This is a genomic window from Micromonospora polyrhachis, assembly GCF_014203835.1.
GTDB classification, from domain to species: Bacteria; Actinomycetota; Actinomycetes; order Mycobacteriales; family Micromonosporaceae; genus Micromonospora_H; species Micromonospora_H polyrhachis.
In genome coordinates, this window is the sequence record NZ_JACHJW010000001.1 from 3,280,508 (window position 1) to 3,295,529 (window position 15,022).

At 67.6% G+C, this 15,022-nt stretch carries 10 protein-coding genes and 2 tRNA genes; 11 read left to right on the top strand and 1 reads right to left on the bottom strand.

The window, feature by feature from the left end:
- Positions 1–674 precede the first annotated feature (674 nt).
- The 5 genes from dnaA to FHR38_RS14205 all read left to right on the top strand — a co-directional run bounded on the left by dnaA (position 675) and on the right by FHR38_RS14205 (position 7,236).
- Positions 675–2,519, top strand: coding sequence for a chromosomal replication initiator protein DnaA (dnaA, locus tag FHR38_RS14185; RefSeq protein WP_184535118.1), 1,845 nt, complete (start codon positions 675–677; stop codon positions 2,517–2,519).
- Positions 2,520–3,383: 864 nt separating this feature from the next.
- Complete coding sequence (dnaN, locus tag FHR38_RS14190; RefSeq protein ID WP_184535119.1) at positions 3,384–4,517, top strand: DNA polymerase III subunit beta; 1,134 nt, start codon at positions 3,384–3,386, stop codon at positions 4,515–4,517.
- Positions 4,518–4,561: 44 nt separating this feature from the next.
- Positions 4,562–5,434, top strand: coding sequence for a phosphogluconate dehydrogenase (NAD(+)-dependent, decarboxylating) (gene gnd, locus FHR38_RS14195; RefSeq protein WP_184535120.1), 873 nt, complete (start codon positions 4,562–4,564; stop codon positions 5,432–5,434).
- 16 nt (positions 5,435–5,450) lie between these two features.
- Positions 5,451–6,632: a DNA replication/repair protein RecF gene (recF, locus tag FHR38_RS14200; RefSeq protein WP_184535121.1), complete on the top strand. Its 1,182-nt coding sequence runs from the start codon at positions 5,451–5,453 to the stop codon at positions 6,630–6,632.
- Positions 6,622–7,236, top strand: a complete 615-nt coding sequence (locus tag FHR38_RS14205) for a DciA family protein (protein ID WP_184535122.1) — start codon at positions 6,622–6,624, stop codon at positions 7,234–7,236. Before recF ends, FHR38_RS14205 begins: the two co-directional genes overlap by 11 nt.
- 200 nt (positions 7,237–7,436) lie before the next feature.
- Here FHR38_RS14205 and FHR38_RS14210 read toward each other — a convergent pair whose 3' ends face one another.
- Complete coding sequence (locus FHR38_RS14210; RefSeq protein WP_184535123.1) at positions 7,437–7,991, bottom strand: hypothetical protein; 555 nt, start codon at positions 7,989–7,991, stop codon at positions 7,437–7,439.
- Positions 7,992–8,585: 594 nt separating this feature from the next.
- On the opposite strand from FHR38_RS14210, the gene gyrB reads away from it, so the two are divergent.
- The 6 genes from gyrB to FHR38_RS14235 all read left to right on the top strand — a co-directional run bounded on the left by gyrB (position 8,586) and on the right by FHR38_RS14235 (position 14,644).
- Positions 8,586–10,529: a DNA topoisomerase (ATP-hydrolyzing) subunit B gene (gyrB, locus tag FHR38_RS14215; RefSeq protein ID WP_184539659.1), complete on the top strand. Its 1,944-nt coding sequence runs from the start codon at positions 8,586–8,588 to the stop codon at positions 10,527–10,529.
- 126 nt (positions 10,530–10,655) lie between these two features.
- A complete protein-coding gene (gene gyrA / locus FHR38_RS14220) occupies positions 10,656–13,187 on the top strand; it encodes a DNA gyrase subunit A (protein WP_184535124.1) in 2,532 nt (843 codons plus the stop codon).
- Positions 13,188–13,190: 3 nt separating this feature from the next.
- Positions 13,191–14,099 (top strand): DUF3566 domain-containing protein, encoded by a 909-nt coding sequence (locus FHR38_RS14225; protein WP_184535125.1) that lies wholly within the window; start codon positions 13,191–13,193, stop codon positions 14,097–14,099.
- 186 nt (positions 14,100–14,285) lie between these two features.
- Positions 14,286–14,359, top strand: a tRNA-Ile gene (locus FHR38_RS14230).
- A gap of 43 nt (positions 14,360–14,402) precedes the next feature.
- Positions 14,403–14,531: a DLW-39 family protein gene (locus FHR38_RS31590; RefSeq protein ID WP_221449017.1), complete on the top strand. Its 129-nt coding sequence runs from the start codon at positions 14,403–14,405 to the stop codon at positions 14,529–14,531.
- A 40-nt stretch (positions 14,532–14,571) separates the two neighbouring features.
- Positions 14,572–14,644: transfer RNA gene (locus tag FHR38_RS14235), tRNA-Ala, on the top strand.
- Positions 14,645–15,022 lie beyond the last annotated feature (378 nt).

The window sequence follows — 15,022 nt, forward strand, 5'->3', positions numbered from 1 at the left end:
TGGTCTGGCGTTGGTCACCACGGCGGGCAGCCGCGATGCGGTGGCCACTTCACCGGGTGGCCATAGTGCGTTTGGTCACCGCGGCTGGTGGCCGTGGTCGATGCTGCCCGACGACGCGTAGCCAGCGACCGTGAACAGCAAGCACTCATCACCCTAGCAGAGGGCAACAGAGCAGCCGATCGAGCCTACGCACGAGATCAAGAGGCGTCAAACACGTCCGGTCACGGCGGATCCGGGTACGCGGCGACATACCCCTTCTCGCGTCTTCCGGCCCACGTCGTCGGGCCCGCTCCGTCAGGTCGCACCCGCCCCGCCGGGCCCGTCGGTTGAAGGGGTGTGGACAACGCTGTTAGCGTGCCCGATTGCGGTCAGCGTCAGGAGAGCCAGCCCCCAGGGGGACTCACTGCCGCTGCCGGGCAAGACCGAACAAGGCGGTCAATCGTTCGGCACGGTGAACCCGCTTCAGCGCCACAGAAGGCAAAAACAGGTCCGACGCAGGTCTGGCGACGGCCGCGGTCAGTCGGTACACAGGTTGTGGATAACCTGTGGATGACGATTCGGCCAGGTGCCTTTCCAGCGAGGTCACGCCTGTTCGAGCGCGGTGCAGGCCCGGAACGGCCGACTGACGACGACACGGCGGCCGGGAACGCAGGAGCAATGGGGGTGGCGTGACGGTGGCCGAATCGATCGACCTTGCCGCGGTGTGGCTGGCAACGACCGACGAGATGGCCGACGAGATCGTCTCGGCCCAGCAACGCGCCTACCTCCGACTGACCCGGCTACGGGCGATCGTCGAGGACACCGCGCTGCTCTCCGTACCGGACGCGTTCACCCGGGACGTGATCGAGTCCCGGCTCCGCCCGGCCATCACCGAGACCCTGTCCCGCCGGCTCGGTCGCCCCATCCAGGTGGCGGTCACGGTACGACCGCCGGAGGACGGCCAGGGACGCCCCACCGGCACCATCTACGGCACCAGCTCCGCCAGCGAGGTGGGTGGGTTCCCGCCACCCGACAACTACGGCGGTCCCGCCGACACCGGCCAGCACCCCGTTTCGGGGGCACCCGCCCCAGGAGGGTCACCGACCGGGTATTCCGGTGATCCTGGCGGCGGGCAGCAGTTCGGCCCCAGTGAGGGCGGACACCGCCCGGGTGGTGGTGGTCTCCGAGGAGGCCTGATCCCGACCAGTCGGGACGGTCAGGAGACCCTCTTTCCCGCGCCCTATCCGCCGCCACACCGGAGCCCCGCGCCGCACCAGGAGCGACGCGGGCTCGACGACCGGGCAGCCGAACCCGCCGGAGTGGGTCAGGCCGCGATCGACCACCGGCAACTCGATCGTCGGTTCCCGGACGACGATCCCCTGCTGCACGTCGACCCGGCACTACGGTTGCCCCGCCCCGGAGACACCGACAGCGGACCGGGGCGTAATGCGCCCGTCGACCGACCGGGCGGACGGGACGACCGCCGTGGCCTGCCCGGTACGGAGACCGGCGGCAACCGGCTCAACCCCAAGTACATGTTCGAGACGTTCGTCATCGGTTCCTCCAACCGGTTCGCCCACGCCGCGTCGGTGGCGGTGGCCGAGTCGCCGGCGAAGGCGTACAACCCGCTGTTCATCTACGGCAGCTCCGGGCTGGGCAAGACCCACCTGCTGCACGCGATCGGCCACTACGCCACGACGTTGGGCAACGCCCGCTCGGTGCGGTACGTCTCGACCGAGGAATTCACCAACGACTTCATCAACTCGCTCCGGGACGACAAGACCAGTGCGTTCCAACGGCGCTACCGCGATGTCGACATCCTCCTGATCGACGACATCCAGTTCCTGGAGACCCGTGAACGGACCCAGGAGGAGTTCTTCCACACCTTCAACACGTTGCACAACGCCAACAAGCAGATCGTGATCACCTCCGACCGGTCCCCGAAGCAGCTGGCGACCCTGGAGGATCGGCTGCGGACCCGGTTCGAGTGGGGCTTGCTAGCCGACATCCAGCCACCGGACCTGGAGACCCGGATCGCGATCCTGCAGAAGAAGGCCGCCCAGGAACGCCTGTTCGCCCCGCCGGACGTCCTTGAATTCATCGCGTCCCGGATCTCCGCCTCGATCCGAGAGTTGGAAGGTGCCCTGATCCGGGTCACCGCGTTCGCCTCGCTGACCCGTTCACCGGTCGAACTGTCGCTCGCCGAGGAGGTCCTCCGCGACTTCATTCCGGACGGTAGCGGGCCGGACATCACCGCCGACCAGATCATGGTCGCCACCGCCGACTACTTCGGGGTCAGCCTGGAGGACCTGCGTGGGCACTCCCGTTCTCGGGTGCTGGTCAACGCCCGCCAGGTCGCCATGTATCTGTGTCGAGAACTGACCGACCTGTCGTTGCCCCGGATCGGGCAGGCATTCGGGGGGCGGGACCACACCACGGTGATGCACGCCGACCGGAAGATCCGACAGCAGATGGCCGAACGCCGCTCGCTCTACAACCAGATCGCCGAGCTGACCAACCGGATCAAGCAGACCCCCTGACCCTGTCGTCCGCGCGGTAGTCGCCGCCACGCGCCCGTCCGCGCCCCGAGATGCCGGTGCTGTTCGTAATCGGCTGACGACACCTCGCGCACAGTCATGCCCCGCAACCGGCACTCGCCGCTGCCGTCGGGACCGCTGTCCCGACGTCCCCGAGCCCGCCCGATAAGTGAGGTTTCGCGCTTTCCGAAGCTGGGTAGCCAGATTTCGGCTTCCAACCAGGCCGCCGTTCTCCACCACCACCGGCCTGGTTGTCCACCGCCCCTGTGGATAACAGGGCGTCGCCCGCCATAGTTATCCACAGGTTGTGGACAGACCCTGGGGATAGCACTGTGGACAAACACGAAGGGTAGTCGAGTTATCCACAGCTCTCCATCGGCCTGTGCATAGCCTGTTGAAGGTTCTGGGGATAACGTCCTTCGTCTGCCCACTGGTCATCCACAGGTCTGGGGAGAAACTCGGTGGATAACCGGTGGAAAACCTGTGGATGACGGTGGATAACCTGAGGCCGACTCAGGGGCTGTGGACGAAGACCCCGGTTTATCCCCCGGTTATCCACCGACAACCCACCGGTGCATAACTTCCTGACCTGCGGAAACGTTGGATATCCACAGTTTGCACAGCACCGATGAAGACGATGAGTTATCTCTTCAAGAGAACAAAAACCAATCATCACCGTTGGGGATTCTGTGGATTGTTCGATCGGGCTTCCGCAGCGAAGCAGTCATCGACCGGAACACCCGGGGGCGGGCACGCAGACAAAAATGCGGCGGCCTAAGGTGCGAGGGAGAGCCGCACGGACGGCCGGGTCGGAAGACAGCCGCCGGCATGAGACAGTTGTCGCTGACGTCGACGCGGAGGCATGACATGAAGTTCCGAGTGGAGCGCGACGCGCTCGCCGACGCGGTGGCCTGGACAGCGAAGAGCCTGCCCAGCCGCCCTTCGGTGCCGGTGCTAGCCGGGGTGATGCTGCGAGTCGCCGACAGCAGCCTGCACGTCTCCGGGTTCGACTACGAAGTCTCCAGCCAGGTCACCGTCGAGGTGCAGGGTGACTCGGACGGCGCCGCCCTGGTCTCCGGTCGCCTCCTTGCCGAGATCACCAAGGCGTTGCCGGCAAAGCCGGTGGACATCGCCGCCGTCGGTGCCCACCTGGAGCTGGTCTGCGGTAGCGCCCGTTTCACGCTGCCGACGATGCCGGTCGAGGACTATCCGAGCCTGCCGGAGATGCCGGCCAGCGCCGGCACGATCGACGCTGCGGCGTTCGCGGCGGCGGTGTCACAGGTCGCCGTTGCCGCCGGCCGGGACGAGACCCTGCCGATGATGACCGGCGTACGTATCGAGCTGACCGGCACGACCCTGGCGATGCTCGCCACCGACCGCTATCGGCTGGCCATGCGCGAGATGCAGTGGAACCCGGACGACCCCGAGGTGAGCATCACCGCCCTCGTACCGGCCCGGACCCTGCACGACACCGCGAAGACGCTCGGCCCAATCGGTGGCAACGTGACGATGGCCTTGGCCCAGGGCTCCGCCGGGGAAGGCATGATCGGCTTTGCCGGCGGTACCCGCCGGACCACCAGTCGGCTGCTGGACGGCGCCAACTACCCGCCGGTTCGCTCGCTCTTCCCCGCCAGTCACAACGCCGAGGCCCGGGTTGCGGTCTCGGCGTTGGTCGAGGTCGTCAAGCGGGTCGCCCTGGTCGCCGAGCGGACCACTCCGGTGCTGCTGAGCTTCAGCGCCGACGGCCTGGTCGTCGAGGCGGGCGGCACGGAGGAGGCCCGAGCCAGCGAGGCGATGGACGCCACCTTCACCGGCGAGCCGCTGACCATCGGCTTCAACCCGCAGTACCTCATCGACGGCCTGCAGAACCTCGGCGCACCGACTGCGGTGTTCCGCTTCGTCGACGCGTTCAAGCCAGCGGTGCTCTCCCCGTCCGGTGAGGATGGCGAGATCATTCCGGGGTACCGCTACCTGATCATGCCGATCCGGGTCACTCGCTGACCCCGCTGGCACCAACCGCACCGAACGCACCGAAGGGGAAGTAGATGCAGCTCGGCATCGTGGGGCTCGGCCGGATGGGCGGCAACATGCGCGAACGACTGCGCGCCGCCGGCCACGAGGTGGTCGGCTACGACCAGAGCCCGGAGGTGACCGACGTCGCGAGCCTGGCCGAGCTGGCCGAGAAGCTGACCGCGCCGCGGGCGGTCTGGGTGATGGTGCCGGCGGCGGTCACCGAGGCCACCATCGACGGGCTCGCCGAGGTGCTCTCCCCGGGCGACATCATCATCGACGGCGGGAATTCCCGGTTCAGCGACGACGGACCGCGCGCGGAACGCCTCGACCGGCAGGGTATCGGCTACCTCGACGTCGGTGTCTCCGGTGGCGTGTGGGGCCGGGAGAACGGCTACGCCCTGATGGTCGGTGGCGACCAGGAGCACGTCGCCCGGCTGATGCCGATCTTCGAGTCACTCAAGCCGGCGGGGGAGTTCGGCTTCGTACACGCCGGACCGGTCGGCGCCGGGCACTACGCCAAGATGGTGCACAACGGCATCGAGTACGGCCTGATGCATGCCTACGCCGAGGGCTACGAGCTGCTGGCCAAGTCCGAGCTGGTCACCAACGTGCCCGGGGTGTTCAAGTCGTGGCGGGAGGGCACCGTCGTCCGCTCCTGGCTGCTCGACCTGCTCGACCGGGCCCTCGAAGAGGACCCGGAGTTGTCCAGCCTGCGCGGTTACGCCGAGGACACCGGCGAGGGCCGGTGGACGGTCGACGAGGCGGTGCGGCTGGCCGTACCGATGAACGTCATCGCCGCCGCCCTGTTCGCCCGGTTCGCCTCGCGACAGGACGACTCGCCGGCCATGAAGGCCGTCGCGGCGTTGCGGTTCCAGTTCGGCGGCCACGCCATCCACAAGAACTAGGCGGCGAGCCTAGATCGTGTACGTCCGTCGGCTAGAACTGGTCGACTTCCGCTCGTACGAGCGGGTCGAAATCGACCTGAACCCCGGCGGGAACGTACTCGTCGGCTCCAACGGGGTGGGTAAGACCAACCTCGTCGAGGCGCTCGGCTATGTGGCGACCCTGGCAAGTCACCGGGTCGCCACCGACGCGCCGCTGGTGCGGGCCGGTGCGGACGCGGCGGTGATTCGATGTGCCATCGTGCACGACGCTCGCGAACTGCTGGTCGAGTTGCAGCTCGTGCCGGGCCGGGCCAACCGGGCCCGGTTGGGGCGATCACCGGTCCGACGGGCCCGGGACGTGCTTGGCGCGCTGCGCCTGGTGCTCTTCGCCCCGGAGGATCTCGAACTGGTCCGGGGCGACCCGGCCGAGCGGCGGCGCTACCTCGACGATCTGCTGGTTACCCGGATGCCCCGATACGCTGGGGTACGCGCCGACTACGAGCGGGTGGTCAAGCAACGTAACGCCCTGCTCCGTACGGCGTATCTCGCCCGTCGGGCCGGTCGTCCCCGCGGCACGCGCCCCCGTCCGGAGGCCGGGGACCCGGAGCTGGGCGGAGCCGCTACCGACCTGTCCACCCTCGACGTCTGGGACACCCACCTGGCGCACCACGGGGCGGAGTTGCTGGCTGGCCGACTCGAACTCGTCGCGGCCCTGAGTCCGCATGTGACCAAGGCGTACGACGCGGTCGCGGCCGGTCGGGGTGCGGCGGGGATGAGCTACCGGTGCTCGGTGGATCTCACCGACGTACCACCCGATCGGCCTGCCCTCCAGGCGGCGTTGGCGGCGGCGCTGGCCGGCTCCCGGGCCGCCGAGGTGGAACGGGGTGTGACCCTGGTCGGGCCACATCGGGACGACCTCGCGCTCAGCCTGGGGCCGCTGCCGGTCAAGGGATACGCGAGCCACGGCGAATCCTGGTCGTACGCGTTGGCGTTGCGGCTGGCCGCCTACGACCTGCTCCGCTCCGACGGCATCGAGCCGGTACTTGTTCTCGACGACGTCTTCGCCGAGCTGGACGCCGGCCGGCGGGAACGGCTGGCCGATCTGGTCGCCGGGGCGAGTCAGCTGTTGGTCACCTGCGCGGTCGCCGAGGACGTGCCCCGGGCGCTGCGGGGTGCCCGCTACGAGGTGGCCGGAGGCGAGGTGCGTCGTGTCGAGTGATGCCGAGCCGCGCCGGGCGAGACCGGACGGTACGGGGGCCGGTGGCAGGCCGGTGGGCGAGGAGGAGTTGGCCGGGCCGGAGCTGGCTCGGGCGGTGCTGGACGCGGCCCGGGCCCGGCGGGAGGCGGCCCGGCCCAGACGGCGTACCCCGGGTGGGTCGGACCTGGCGGATGGTGACCGCACGTCGGCAGCCGGCCGGAGCGGATCTGGTCGGCGGCTACGGGGCTATTCCGGGCCGGGGCCCGATCCCCGCGACCCGCAGCTGCTCGGCAGCGTGCTGGCCCGACTGGTCAAGGCTCGGGGCTGGCAGCGGCCAGCGGCCGAGGCGACGGTCTTCGGCGAGTGGGAACGGGTGGTTGGTCCGGAGGTGGCCAAGCACAGCCGACCGGTCAAGCTGGAGAACGGCGAGTTGACCGTGGAGGCGGAGTCCACCGCGTGGGCGACCCAGCTGCGGCTGCTTGCCGCGTCGCTCCTACAGCAGATCGCCGCCGTGGTCGGCCATAACGTGGTGCGCAAGCTGCACATTCATGGACCGGCCGCGCCGTCGTGGTCCCGGGGGCCGCGTCGGGTGCCGGGCCGTGGCCCCCGGGACACGTACGGCTGACCGTCGTCCGGTGTCGTTGCCGGGCGGTACGCCGACCGGCTCGCCTGCCGCACCGCTTCGGCCGGCAGGCGTACGTGGTGCCCGTTCGGCGGGGTTGTCCACCGGGATGGTCGATCCGGACTTCAGGTCCTACCGGTGGAGCGGTCAGCCGTACACACAGACGGTGGAGCGGTCGGCCGTTCGCGTAGACGGTGGAGCGGTCAGCCGTTCGCGTAGACGGCGAAGCCCCGGTCGGCGCACCGGCGGTAGAAGCCGGCGAGCACGCTGAGCTCGGAGTGGAAGAAGCGCCAGTGCGGTGCCGCACCGGAATCGTCGCGAAGCGCGTCGAGACGGCTGTCCAGCCACCGGAGCTGCTGTTCGGGGAGGCGCCCGTCGGCGAGCGCGGCGCGGAGTACGGCACCGACCGTGTCGAATGTCACTGACTCCCCGTGCGGGCGGTGCCCTTCGGTGAATCGTTCGAGGCCGCCCGCGATCCAGGCGCAGCCGTCCGGGTCGATTACCGGGTCCTCGTCCTCGGCGGCGGCCTCTGTGGCGTACAGCACACCGTCGAGGCCGAGGAGCAGGTCTACCAGTTCCGTGTAGGCGGTTGCCGGCACCGTTCCGGTCTTCGCGATGTGTGTGGCGAGGGTGGCGGTTGGTGCGGGTACCTCGGGCAGGTCGGCGACCGTCCCGAAGTCGACGAACTCGGCCGGGGCCACCGGATCGTAGAACCGGCCGGTACGTGGCCAGTGCACCGCGACGTTCTCCAGCCCCACGGGCGTCACCTCTCTGAGTAGGTTGATGGCCGAGCGTCCGGTTTCCCGGAGCGCGTAACGCGAATTGTCAGGAATCATGAACGGCGACGCAAAATTACGGTACGGAGATGCCTCGCCGCGACCCCCGGTCGACAGCCGGTCCTGTCCGGCTGACATGTCGGGGCGGCAGGGGGCGATTGCCCGGTTGAGGTGTCGGGCTGGCAGGGGTGGCTTGCCGGCGCGGTGATTCGCCCAAGATCCGAACCTGGGCCTGTGGGGGGAGTCGTGGGCGGGGCCAATTTGGCCGCTACGGGGCCCTCAGGTCGTTTCCGAGGGTGCCGAGTGCCGGTTCTGTCGCCTCGGCACAGTAGGATCGATGCAGAGACGAGGACGCGGTATGGAGCGACGACACGGGCCGGTCGCGGCCCGGGCCGCCAGTCCGCCCCGCGTCTGAGCCGATCGCGATCCGCGGGCATTTCGCGGCGAGCGGCGCTTCGGCCCGTACCCTGCGAATTTCGATGGTGCCGGCCCGTGCCAACGTCGCGTCCTGTCCGCCGAACCCGCGCCCCGGACGCCCATGTGGTGCCTGGCGGGTGCGAGAAAGTGGCCGAAAAGGTGGCAGCGCAGAATAAGCAGGAGTACGGTGCCGAGTCGATTACCGTGCTGGAGGGCCTGGAGGCGGTCCGTAAGCGGCCCGGTATGTACATCGGCTCGACCGGTGAGCGGGGTCTGCACCACCTGGTCTGGGAGGTCGTGGACAACGCGGTCGACGAAGCCCTCGCTGGTCACTGCGACACGATCAATGTGACGCTGCTCGCCGATGGTGGCGTCCGGGTGGTCGACAACGGCCGGGGATTTCCGGTCGACCTGCACCCGAAACTGAAGAAGCCGGGTGTCGAGGTCGCGCTGACCGTGCTGCACGCGGGTGGCAAGTTCGACGGCAAGGCGTACGCGGTCTCCGGTGGTCTGCACGGCGTAGGTGTCTCGGTGGTGAACGCGCTCTCCGTCCGGATGGCGGTGGAGATCCAGAAGTCGGGTTACTTCTGGCGGCAGCAGTACCACAACTCCAAGCCCGGTCCCCTGGAGAAGGGTGAGGAGACCGACAAGACCGGCTCTTCGGTGTCGTTCTGGCCGGATCCGGACGTCTTCGAGACCGTCGACTTCTCCTTTGAGACCATCTACCGGCGGATCCAGGAGATGGCCTTCCTCAACCGGGGGCTGACCATCCAGTTGCGGGACGAGCGGGTCCAGGAGGAGGACGGTAAGCCACGTGAGGTGACGTTCTGTTACAAGGGCGGCATCTCGGACTTCGTCCGGCACCTCAACGCGCCGAAGACCCCGATCCACCGGTCGGTGATCGAGTTCGGTGCCGAAGAAGAGGGCATGTCGGTCGAGATCGCCATGCAGTGGAACGAGTCGTACGGCGAGTCGGTCTACACCTTCGCCAACACCATCAACACCCACGAGGGCGGCACCCACGAGGAGGGCTTCCGGGCCGCGTTGACCAGCGTGGTCAACCGGTACGGCACGGAGAAGAAGCTGCTCAAGGGCGACGAGAAGCTCTCCGGCGAGGACATCCGCGAGGGCCTGGCCGCGATCATCTCGGTCAAGCTGACCAACCCGCAGTTCGAGGGCCAGACCAAGACCAAACTGGGCAACACCCCGATCAAGAGCTTCGTGCAGCGGGTCTGCAACGAGTGGCTGGTGGACTGGTTCGACCGGAACCCGGCCGAGGTGAAGACCATCATCACCAAGGCGTCGCAGGCTGCCCGGGCCCGGATCGCCGCCGCCCAGGCCCGGAAGCTGGCCCGGCGTAAGTCGCTGCTGGAGTCCGGGTCGATGCCCGGCAAGCTGGCCGACTGCCAGTCGACCGATCCGCGCGAGTCCGAGCTGTTCATCGTCGAGGGTGACTCGGCCGGCGGCTCGGCCAAGCAGGGGCGTGACCCACGTACCCAGGCGATCCTGCCGATCCGCGGCAAGATCCTCAACGTGGAGAAGGCGCGGATCGACCGGGTTCTCAAGAACGCCGAGGTCCAGGCGCTGATCACGGCACTCGGTACGGGTATCCACGACGACTTCGACATCGAGAAGCTGCGCTACCACAAGACCGTGCTGATGGCCGACGCCGACGTGGATGGCCAGCACATCCAGACGCTGCTGCTGACTCTGCTGTTCCGGTTCATGCGACCGCTGGTGGAGTTGGGGCACGTCTACCTCGCGGCCCCGCCGCTCTACAAGATCAAGTGGAACAAGAAGGGCGACGACGCCCAGTACGCGTACTCCGACCGCGAGCGGGACGGGCTGATCGCCCTCCGGCAGCAGAAGAAGCCCAACGCCAAGCCGGATGACATCCAGCGGTTCAAGGGTCTGGGTGAGATGAACTACCCCGAGCTGTGGGAGACCACGATGAACCCGGCGACACGCACGCTGCGTCAGGTCACCCTCGACGACGCGGCAACCGCCGACGAGCTGTTCAGCGTCCTCATGGGCGAGGACGTGGAGGCACGACGGTCGTTCATCCAGCGCAACGCCAAGGACGTGCGGTTCCTGGATATCTAGTCGGTGGCGGTGTCGCCGCCCAACCAGCCGGCGGCACCGTTACCCACAGAGTTATCCACAGCTTCGACGGTTTCCACAGTCGTTATCCACAGCGGAATACGGCTTTAAGTCTGATAAGGGTTGACAGTGACGGATACTCCCGAAAACCCCATTAACGAGCCGGCGGAGCCGGCTGCCGGCGGTGGCCCGGTCGCCGCGCACGACCGCATCGAGCCGGTGGGGCTTGAGGTGGAGATGCAGCGGTCCTACCTCGACTACGCGATGAGCGTGATCGTCGGGCGGGCCCTGCCGGACGTACGGGACGGGCTCAAGCCCGTACACCGCAAGATCCTCTACGCCATGTTCGACTCTGGCTACCGGCCGGACCGGGGGTACGTGAAGTGCGCCCGCGTGGTCGGTGACGTGATGGGTAACTACCATCCGCACGGCGACGCGTCGATCTACGACGCGCTGGTCCGGATGGCCCAGACCTGGTCGCTGCGCTATCCGCTGATCGACGGCAACGGCAACTTCGGCTCGCCCGGTAACGATCCGGCCGCCGCGATGCGCTACACGGAATCCAAGCTGTCCCCGCTGGCGATGGAGCTCCTGCGGGACATCGACGAGGACACCGTCGACTTCCAGGACAACTACGATGGCCGCGCCAAGGAACCGGTGATCCTGCCCTCCCGGATCCCCACCCTCCTGATCAACGGCTCCGAGGGCATCGCGGTCGGCATGGCCACCAAGATCCCGCCGCACAACCTGCGGGAGATCGCGGCGGCGGTGCAGTGGTGCCTGGAGAACCCCGAAGTGGACGAGGCGACCACGCTCGAAGCGTTGATCGAGATCGTCAAGGGGCCGGACTTCCCCACCTACGGTCTCATCGTCGGCACCGCGGCGATCCAGGACGCGTACCGCACCGGTCGCGGGTCGATCCGGATGCGGGCCGTGGTCGAGGTGGAGGAGGACAAGAAGGGCCGGTCCTGCCTTGTCGTCACCGAGCTGCCCTACCAGGTCAACCCGGACAACCTGGCCGAGCGGATCGCCGACCTGATCAAGGAGGGCAAGCTCGGCGGCATCGCCGACATCCGGGACGAGTCTTCCGGCCGTACCGGTATGCGGCTCGTCCTCGTGCTCAAGCGGGACGCCGTCGCGAAGGTGGTGCTCAACAACCTCTACAAGCACACCCAGCTTCAGGAGACCTTCGGCGCCAACATGCTGGCGCTGGTCGACGGGGTGCCGCGCACGCTCAACCTGGCCCAGTTCATCCGCTACTACGTCCACCACCAGATCGACGTCATCCGGCGTCGTACGGCGTACCGGCTGCGTAAGGCCGAGGAGCGGGCGCACATCCTGCGCGGGTTGGCGAAGGCGCTGGACGCGCTCGACGAGGTGATCGCGCTGATCCGGCGCTCGCCCACCGTCGACGAGGCGCGGCAGGGCCTGATGCAGCTGCTGGAGATCGACGAGATCCAGGCCACCGCGATCCTCGACATGCAGCTGCGCCGGCTCGCCGCCCTGGAACGGCAGAAGCTCATCGACGAACTCGGGAAGATCGAGATCGAGATTGCCGAGTTCAAGGACATCCTGGCCAAGCCGGAGCGGCAGCGGAAGATCGTTTCCGAGGAACTCGGCGAGATCGTGGCCAAGTGGGGCGACGAGCGTCGTACGAAGATCCTGCCCTTCGAGGGCGAGGTCTCCATGGAGGACCTCATCGCCCGCGAGGACGTGGTCGTGACGATCACCCGCACCGGTTATGCCAAACGCACCAAGGTGGACCTCTACCGGTCACAGCGGCGCGGCGGCAAGGGTGTCAGTGGTGCCACGCTGCGCCAGGACGACATCGTCAGCCACTTCTTTGTCTGCTCCACCCACGACTGGATCCTCTTCTTCACCAACAAGGGTCGGGTTTACCGGGCCAAGGCGTACGAGCTTCCGGAAGCCAGTAGGGTGGCAAAGGGCCAACACGTAGCCAATCTGCTCGCCTTCCAGCCTGGTGAGCAGATTGCTCAGATCATCGAAATTCCGAATTACCAGGTCGCGCCGTATCTGGTGCTCGCCACCAAGAACGGCCTAGTGAAGAAGACCAGGCTGGAGGAGTTCGACTCCAACCGGTCCGGTGGTGTCATCGCGATCAACTTGCGCGACGAGGACGAGCTGGTCGGCGCGGCGCTTGCGGGCCCCGACGACGACCTGTTGCTGGTGTCCAAGAACGCGCAGGCGATCCGGTTCAACGCCACCGACGAGACGTTGCGTCCGATGGGCCGGGCCACCACCGGTGTCATCGGTATGCGCTTCTCGGACGAGGACGTCCTGCTGGCGATGGAGGTTGTGCGCGACGGCATGGAGGGTATGGACGTCCTGGTGGCGACGAACGGGGGATACGCAAAACGTACTCCGATCGAGGAATACCCGGTCCAGGGCCGGGGAGGTAAAGGGGTGCTGACCGCGAAGATCACAGAACGTCGTGGCGCGCTGGTCGGCGCGGTCGTGATCAGCCCGGAGGACGAGCTGTTCGCGATCACCAGTAACGGCGGCGTGATTCGGACTCCGGTGAAGCCTGTACGCCGTACACGCGATCGGAACACAATGGGTGTCAAGTTGATGGACCTACCAGACGGCGTGACCATCGTGGCGATTGCTCGCAATGCCGACGAGCCTGACGAACAGGACTAGTTAATGACGGAGACACAGGCGAAGTCGGGGAGTGCGGGGACCTCGGCCAACCCGGTCGAAGAGGAGGTACCCAGCGGGGGTGCCACCGCGGCCGGCCGGACAGCTGTCGGCCGGGCGACCGTTCCCGCCGACGCGCCGTCCCCCAAGTTCACCCGGGCCCCGGGGATGCCGCCCCCGCCGGACCAGCCCGCCGGAGAAGCGGACAGCCGCCCCACACCCGCCCAGGGTGGGGCGGACGGGGCGACACCGACCTCGGCCACCGCCAAGGTAACTCCGGCGAAGTCCGCGGCCGACCGCGCCGAACCGTCGGCCAGCGCCGGTCGGGCCAAGCCTGAGGCACCTCGCCCCAGCCCTGGCGGTCGACCGGCCACCGGTACGCCCAGCCCGTTCGGTAGTCGTACCTCGGCGGCCCGGTCGGTGAGCGACCCGGCCGGCGGCAACATCGTGGGGTCGACCGGCGGGGGCGCCGCCGCCGTCGGTGCGGCCCGGGTCAACGAGGCGGTACGCGCGGCCCGCAGCTCCGTCAGCTCCGCCGCCTCGCGTGGTCCCCGCCGGGCCAGGCTGAACCTCAAGCGGATCGACCCCTGGTCCGTCATGAAGTTCTCGTTCGCCGTGTCGTTGGTGCTCTTCATCGTCGTCGTCGTGGCGACCGCCGTGCTCTACCTGGCGCTCGACGCGATGGGTGTCTTCGAGAGCGTCAACAACAGCCTGACCGACCTGCTCAGCGCCACCGGTGGGCAGGAGGCCGACAGCCTTGAGATCACGGCGAAGGGAGTCATCCTCACCTCCGTCCTCCTCGGTCTGGTGAACGTGGTGCTGTTCACCGCGCTCGCGACGCTCGGCGCGTTCGTCTACAACGTCTGCGCAGACCTGGTCGGCGGCATCGAGTTGACGCTGGCCGAACGCGACTGACGCGACTGACGCTTGACGAAACTCCGGGGCGGACCATAATCCGGTCGCCCCGGAGTTTCGTCTTCCGGTACCGTCGACCCCGATGGTGACCAGCCCTCCCGGGTGGCTCGCCGCCCCGGCTGCCGGGGTTGATAGCCCCGAGTTGGGGACTGCCGCCAAGGTGCGATACCCTTGCTCGGCACACGGGGGGCTATAGCTCAGTCGGTTAGAGCGCAGAGCTGATAACTCTGAGGTCGATGGTTCGATTCCATCTAGCCCCACTTCACACCCGTCCGACAGTAGTCGAGCGTGAGGGATCGCCCCATGTTGAAGAAGCTTCTGATCGTTGTCGGCGTGGTTGGCGTAGCGGCGCTGATCGCCAAGAAGGTCATGGACGCCAACGACGAGCGTGCGCTCTGGCACGAGGCCACCACCTCGCCCGACCTCCGATAGCACGGGTCCGAGTCGTCATACTGAACGACTCGGGCTTTTCGGGGCCATAGCTCAACTGGCAGAGCACTGCCTTTGCAAGGCAGGGGTTCGGGGTTCGAGTCCCCGTGGCTCCACCGATAGCCCGTAAGTGGGGTAGAGCGTCTCAGCGTCGCTTCGGCATCCGTCAACGACTCTCAGGCGTACCTCGTCATCCCGGAGCTACCCGCAGCCTTGTTACGTCGGGCAATGGCTAGGTCCAGCCTGTTGGCTCTGCCAGGCGCGTAGTGCCTGCTTTAGCCACACGTCTTCTTCCCGGAGCCCGTCTTCGACCGCGTTCCGGGCTATCAACTGGTCGACGACGCGCCGCACGAAGACGTAGACCTGTTCCTCGACCAGGCCGCGACGCCCTAACCCGGGTACGACGGAACCGGATCGCTCATACCTGCTCCGGCCGTGAAATGAACTGTCCAGTCCCAGTTGATGCTTGACGAATCTGTTCCAGGACATGCTGG

Excerpts from the sequence above, each read along its gene's own strand:
- FHR38_RS31590 (WP_221449017.1), top strand. The coding sequence starts at position 14,403 with ATGTTGAAGAAGCTTCTGATCGTTGTCGGCGTGGTTGGCGTAGCGGCG.
- dnaN (WP_184535119.1), top strand. The coding sequence starts at position 3,384 with ATGAAGTTCCGAGTGGAGCGCGACGCGCTCGCCGACGCGGTGGCCTGG.
- FHR38_RS14225 (WP_184535125.1), top strand. The coding sequence starts at position 13,191 with ATGACGGAGACACAGGCGAAGTCGGGGAGTGCGGGGACCTCGGCCAAC.
- gnd (WP_184535120.1), top strand. The coding sequence starts at position 4,562 with ATGCAGCTCGGCATCGTGGGGCTCGGCCGGATGGGCGGCAACATGCGC.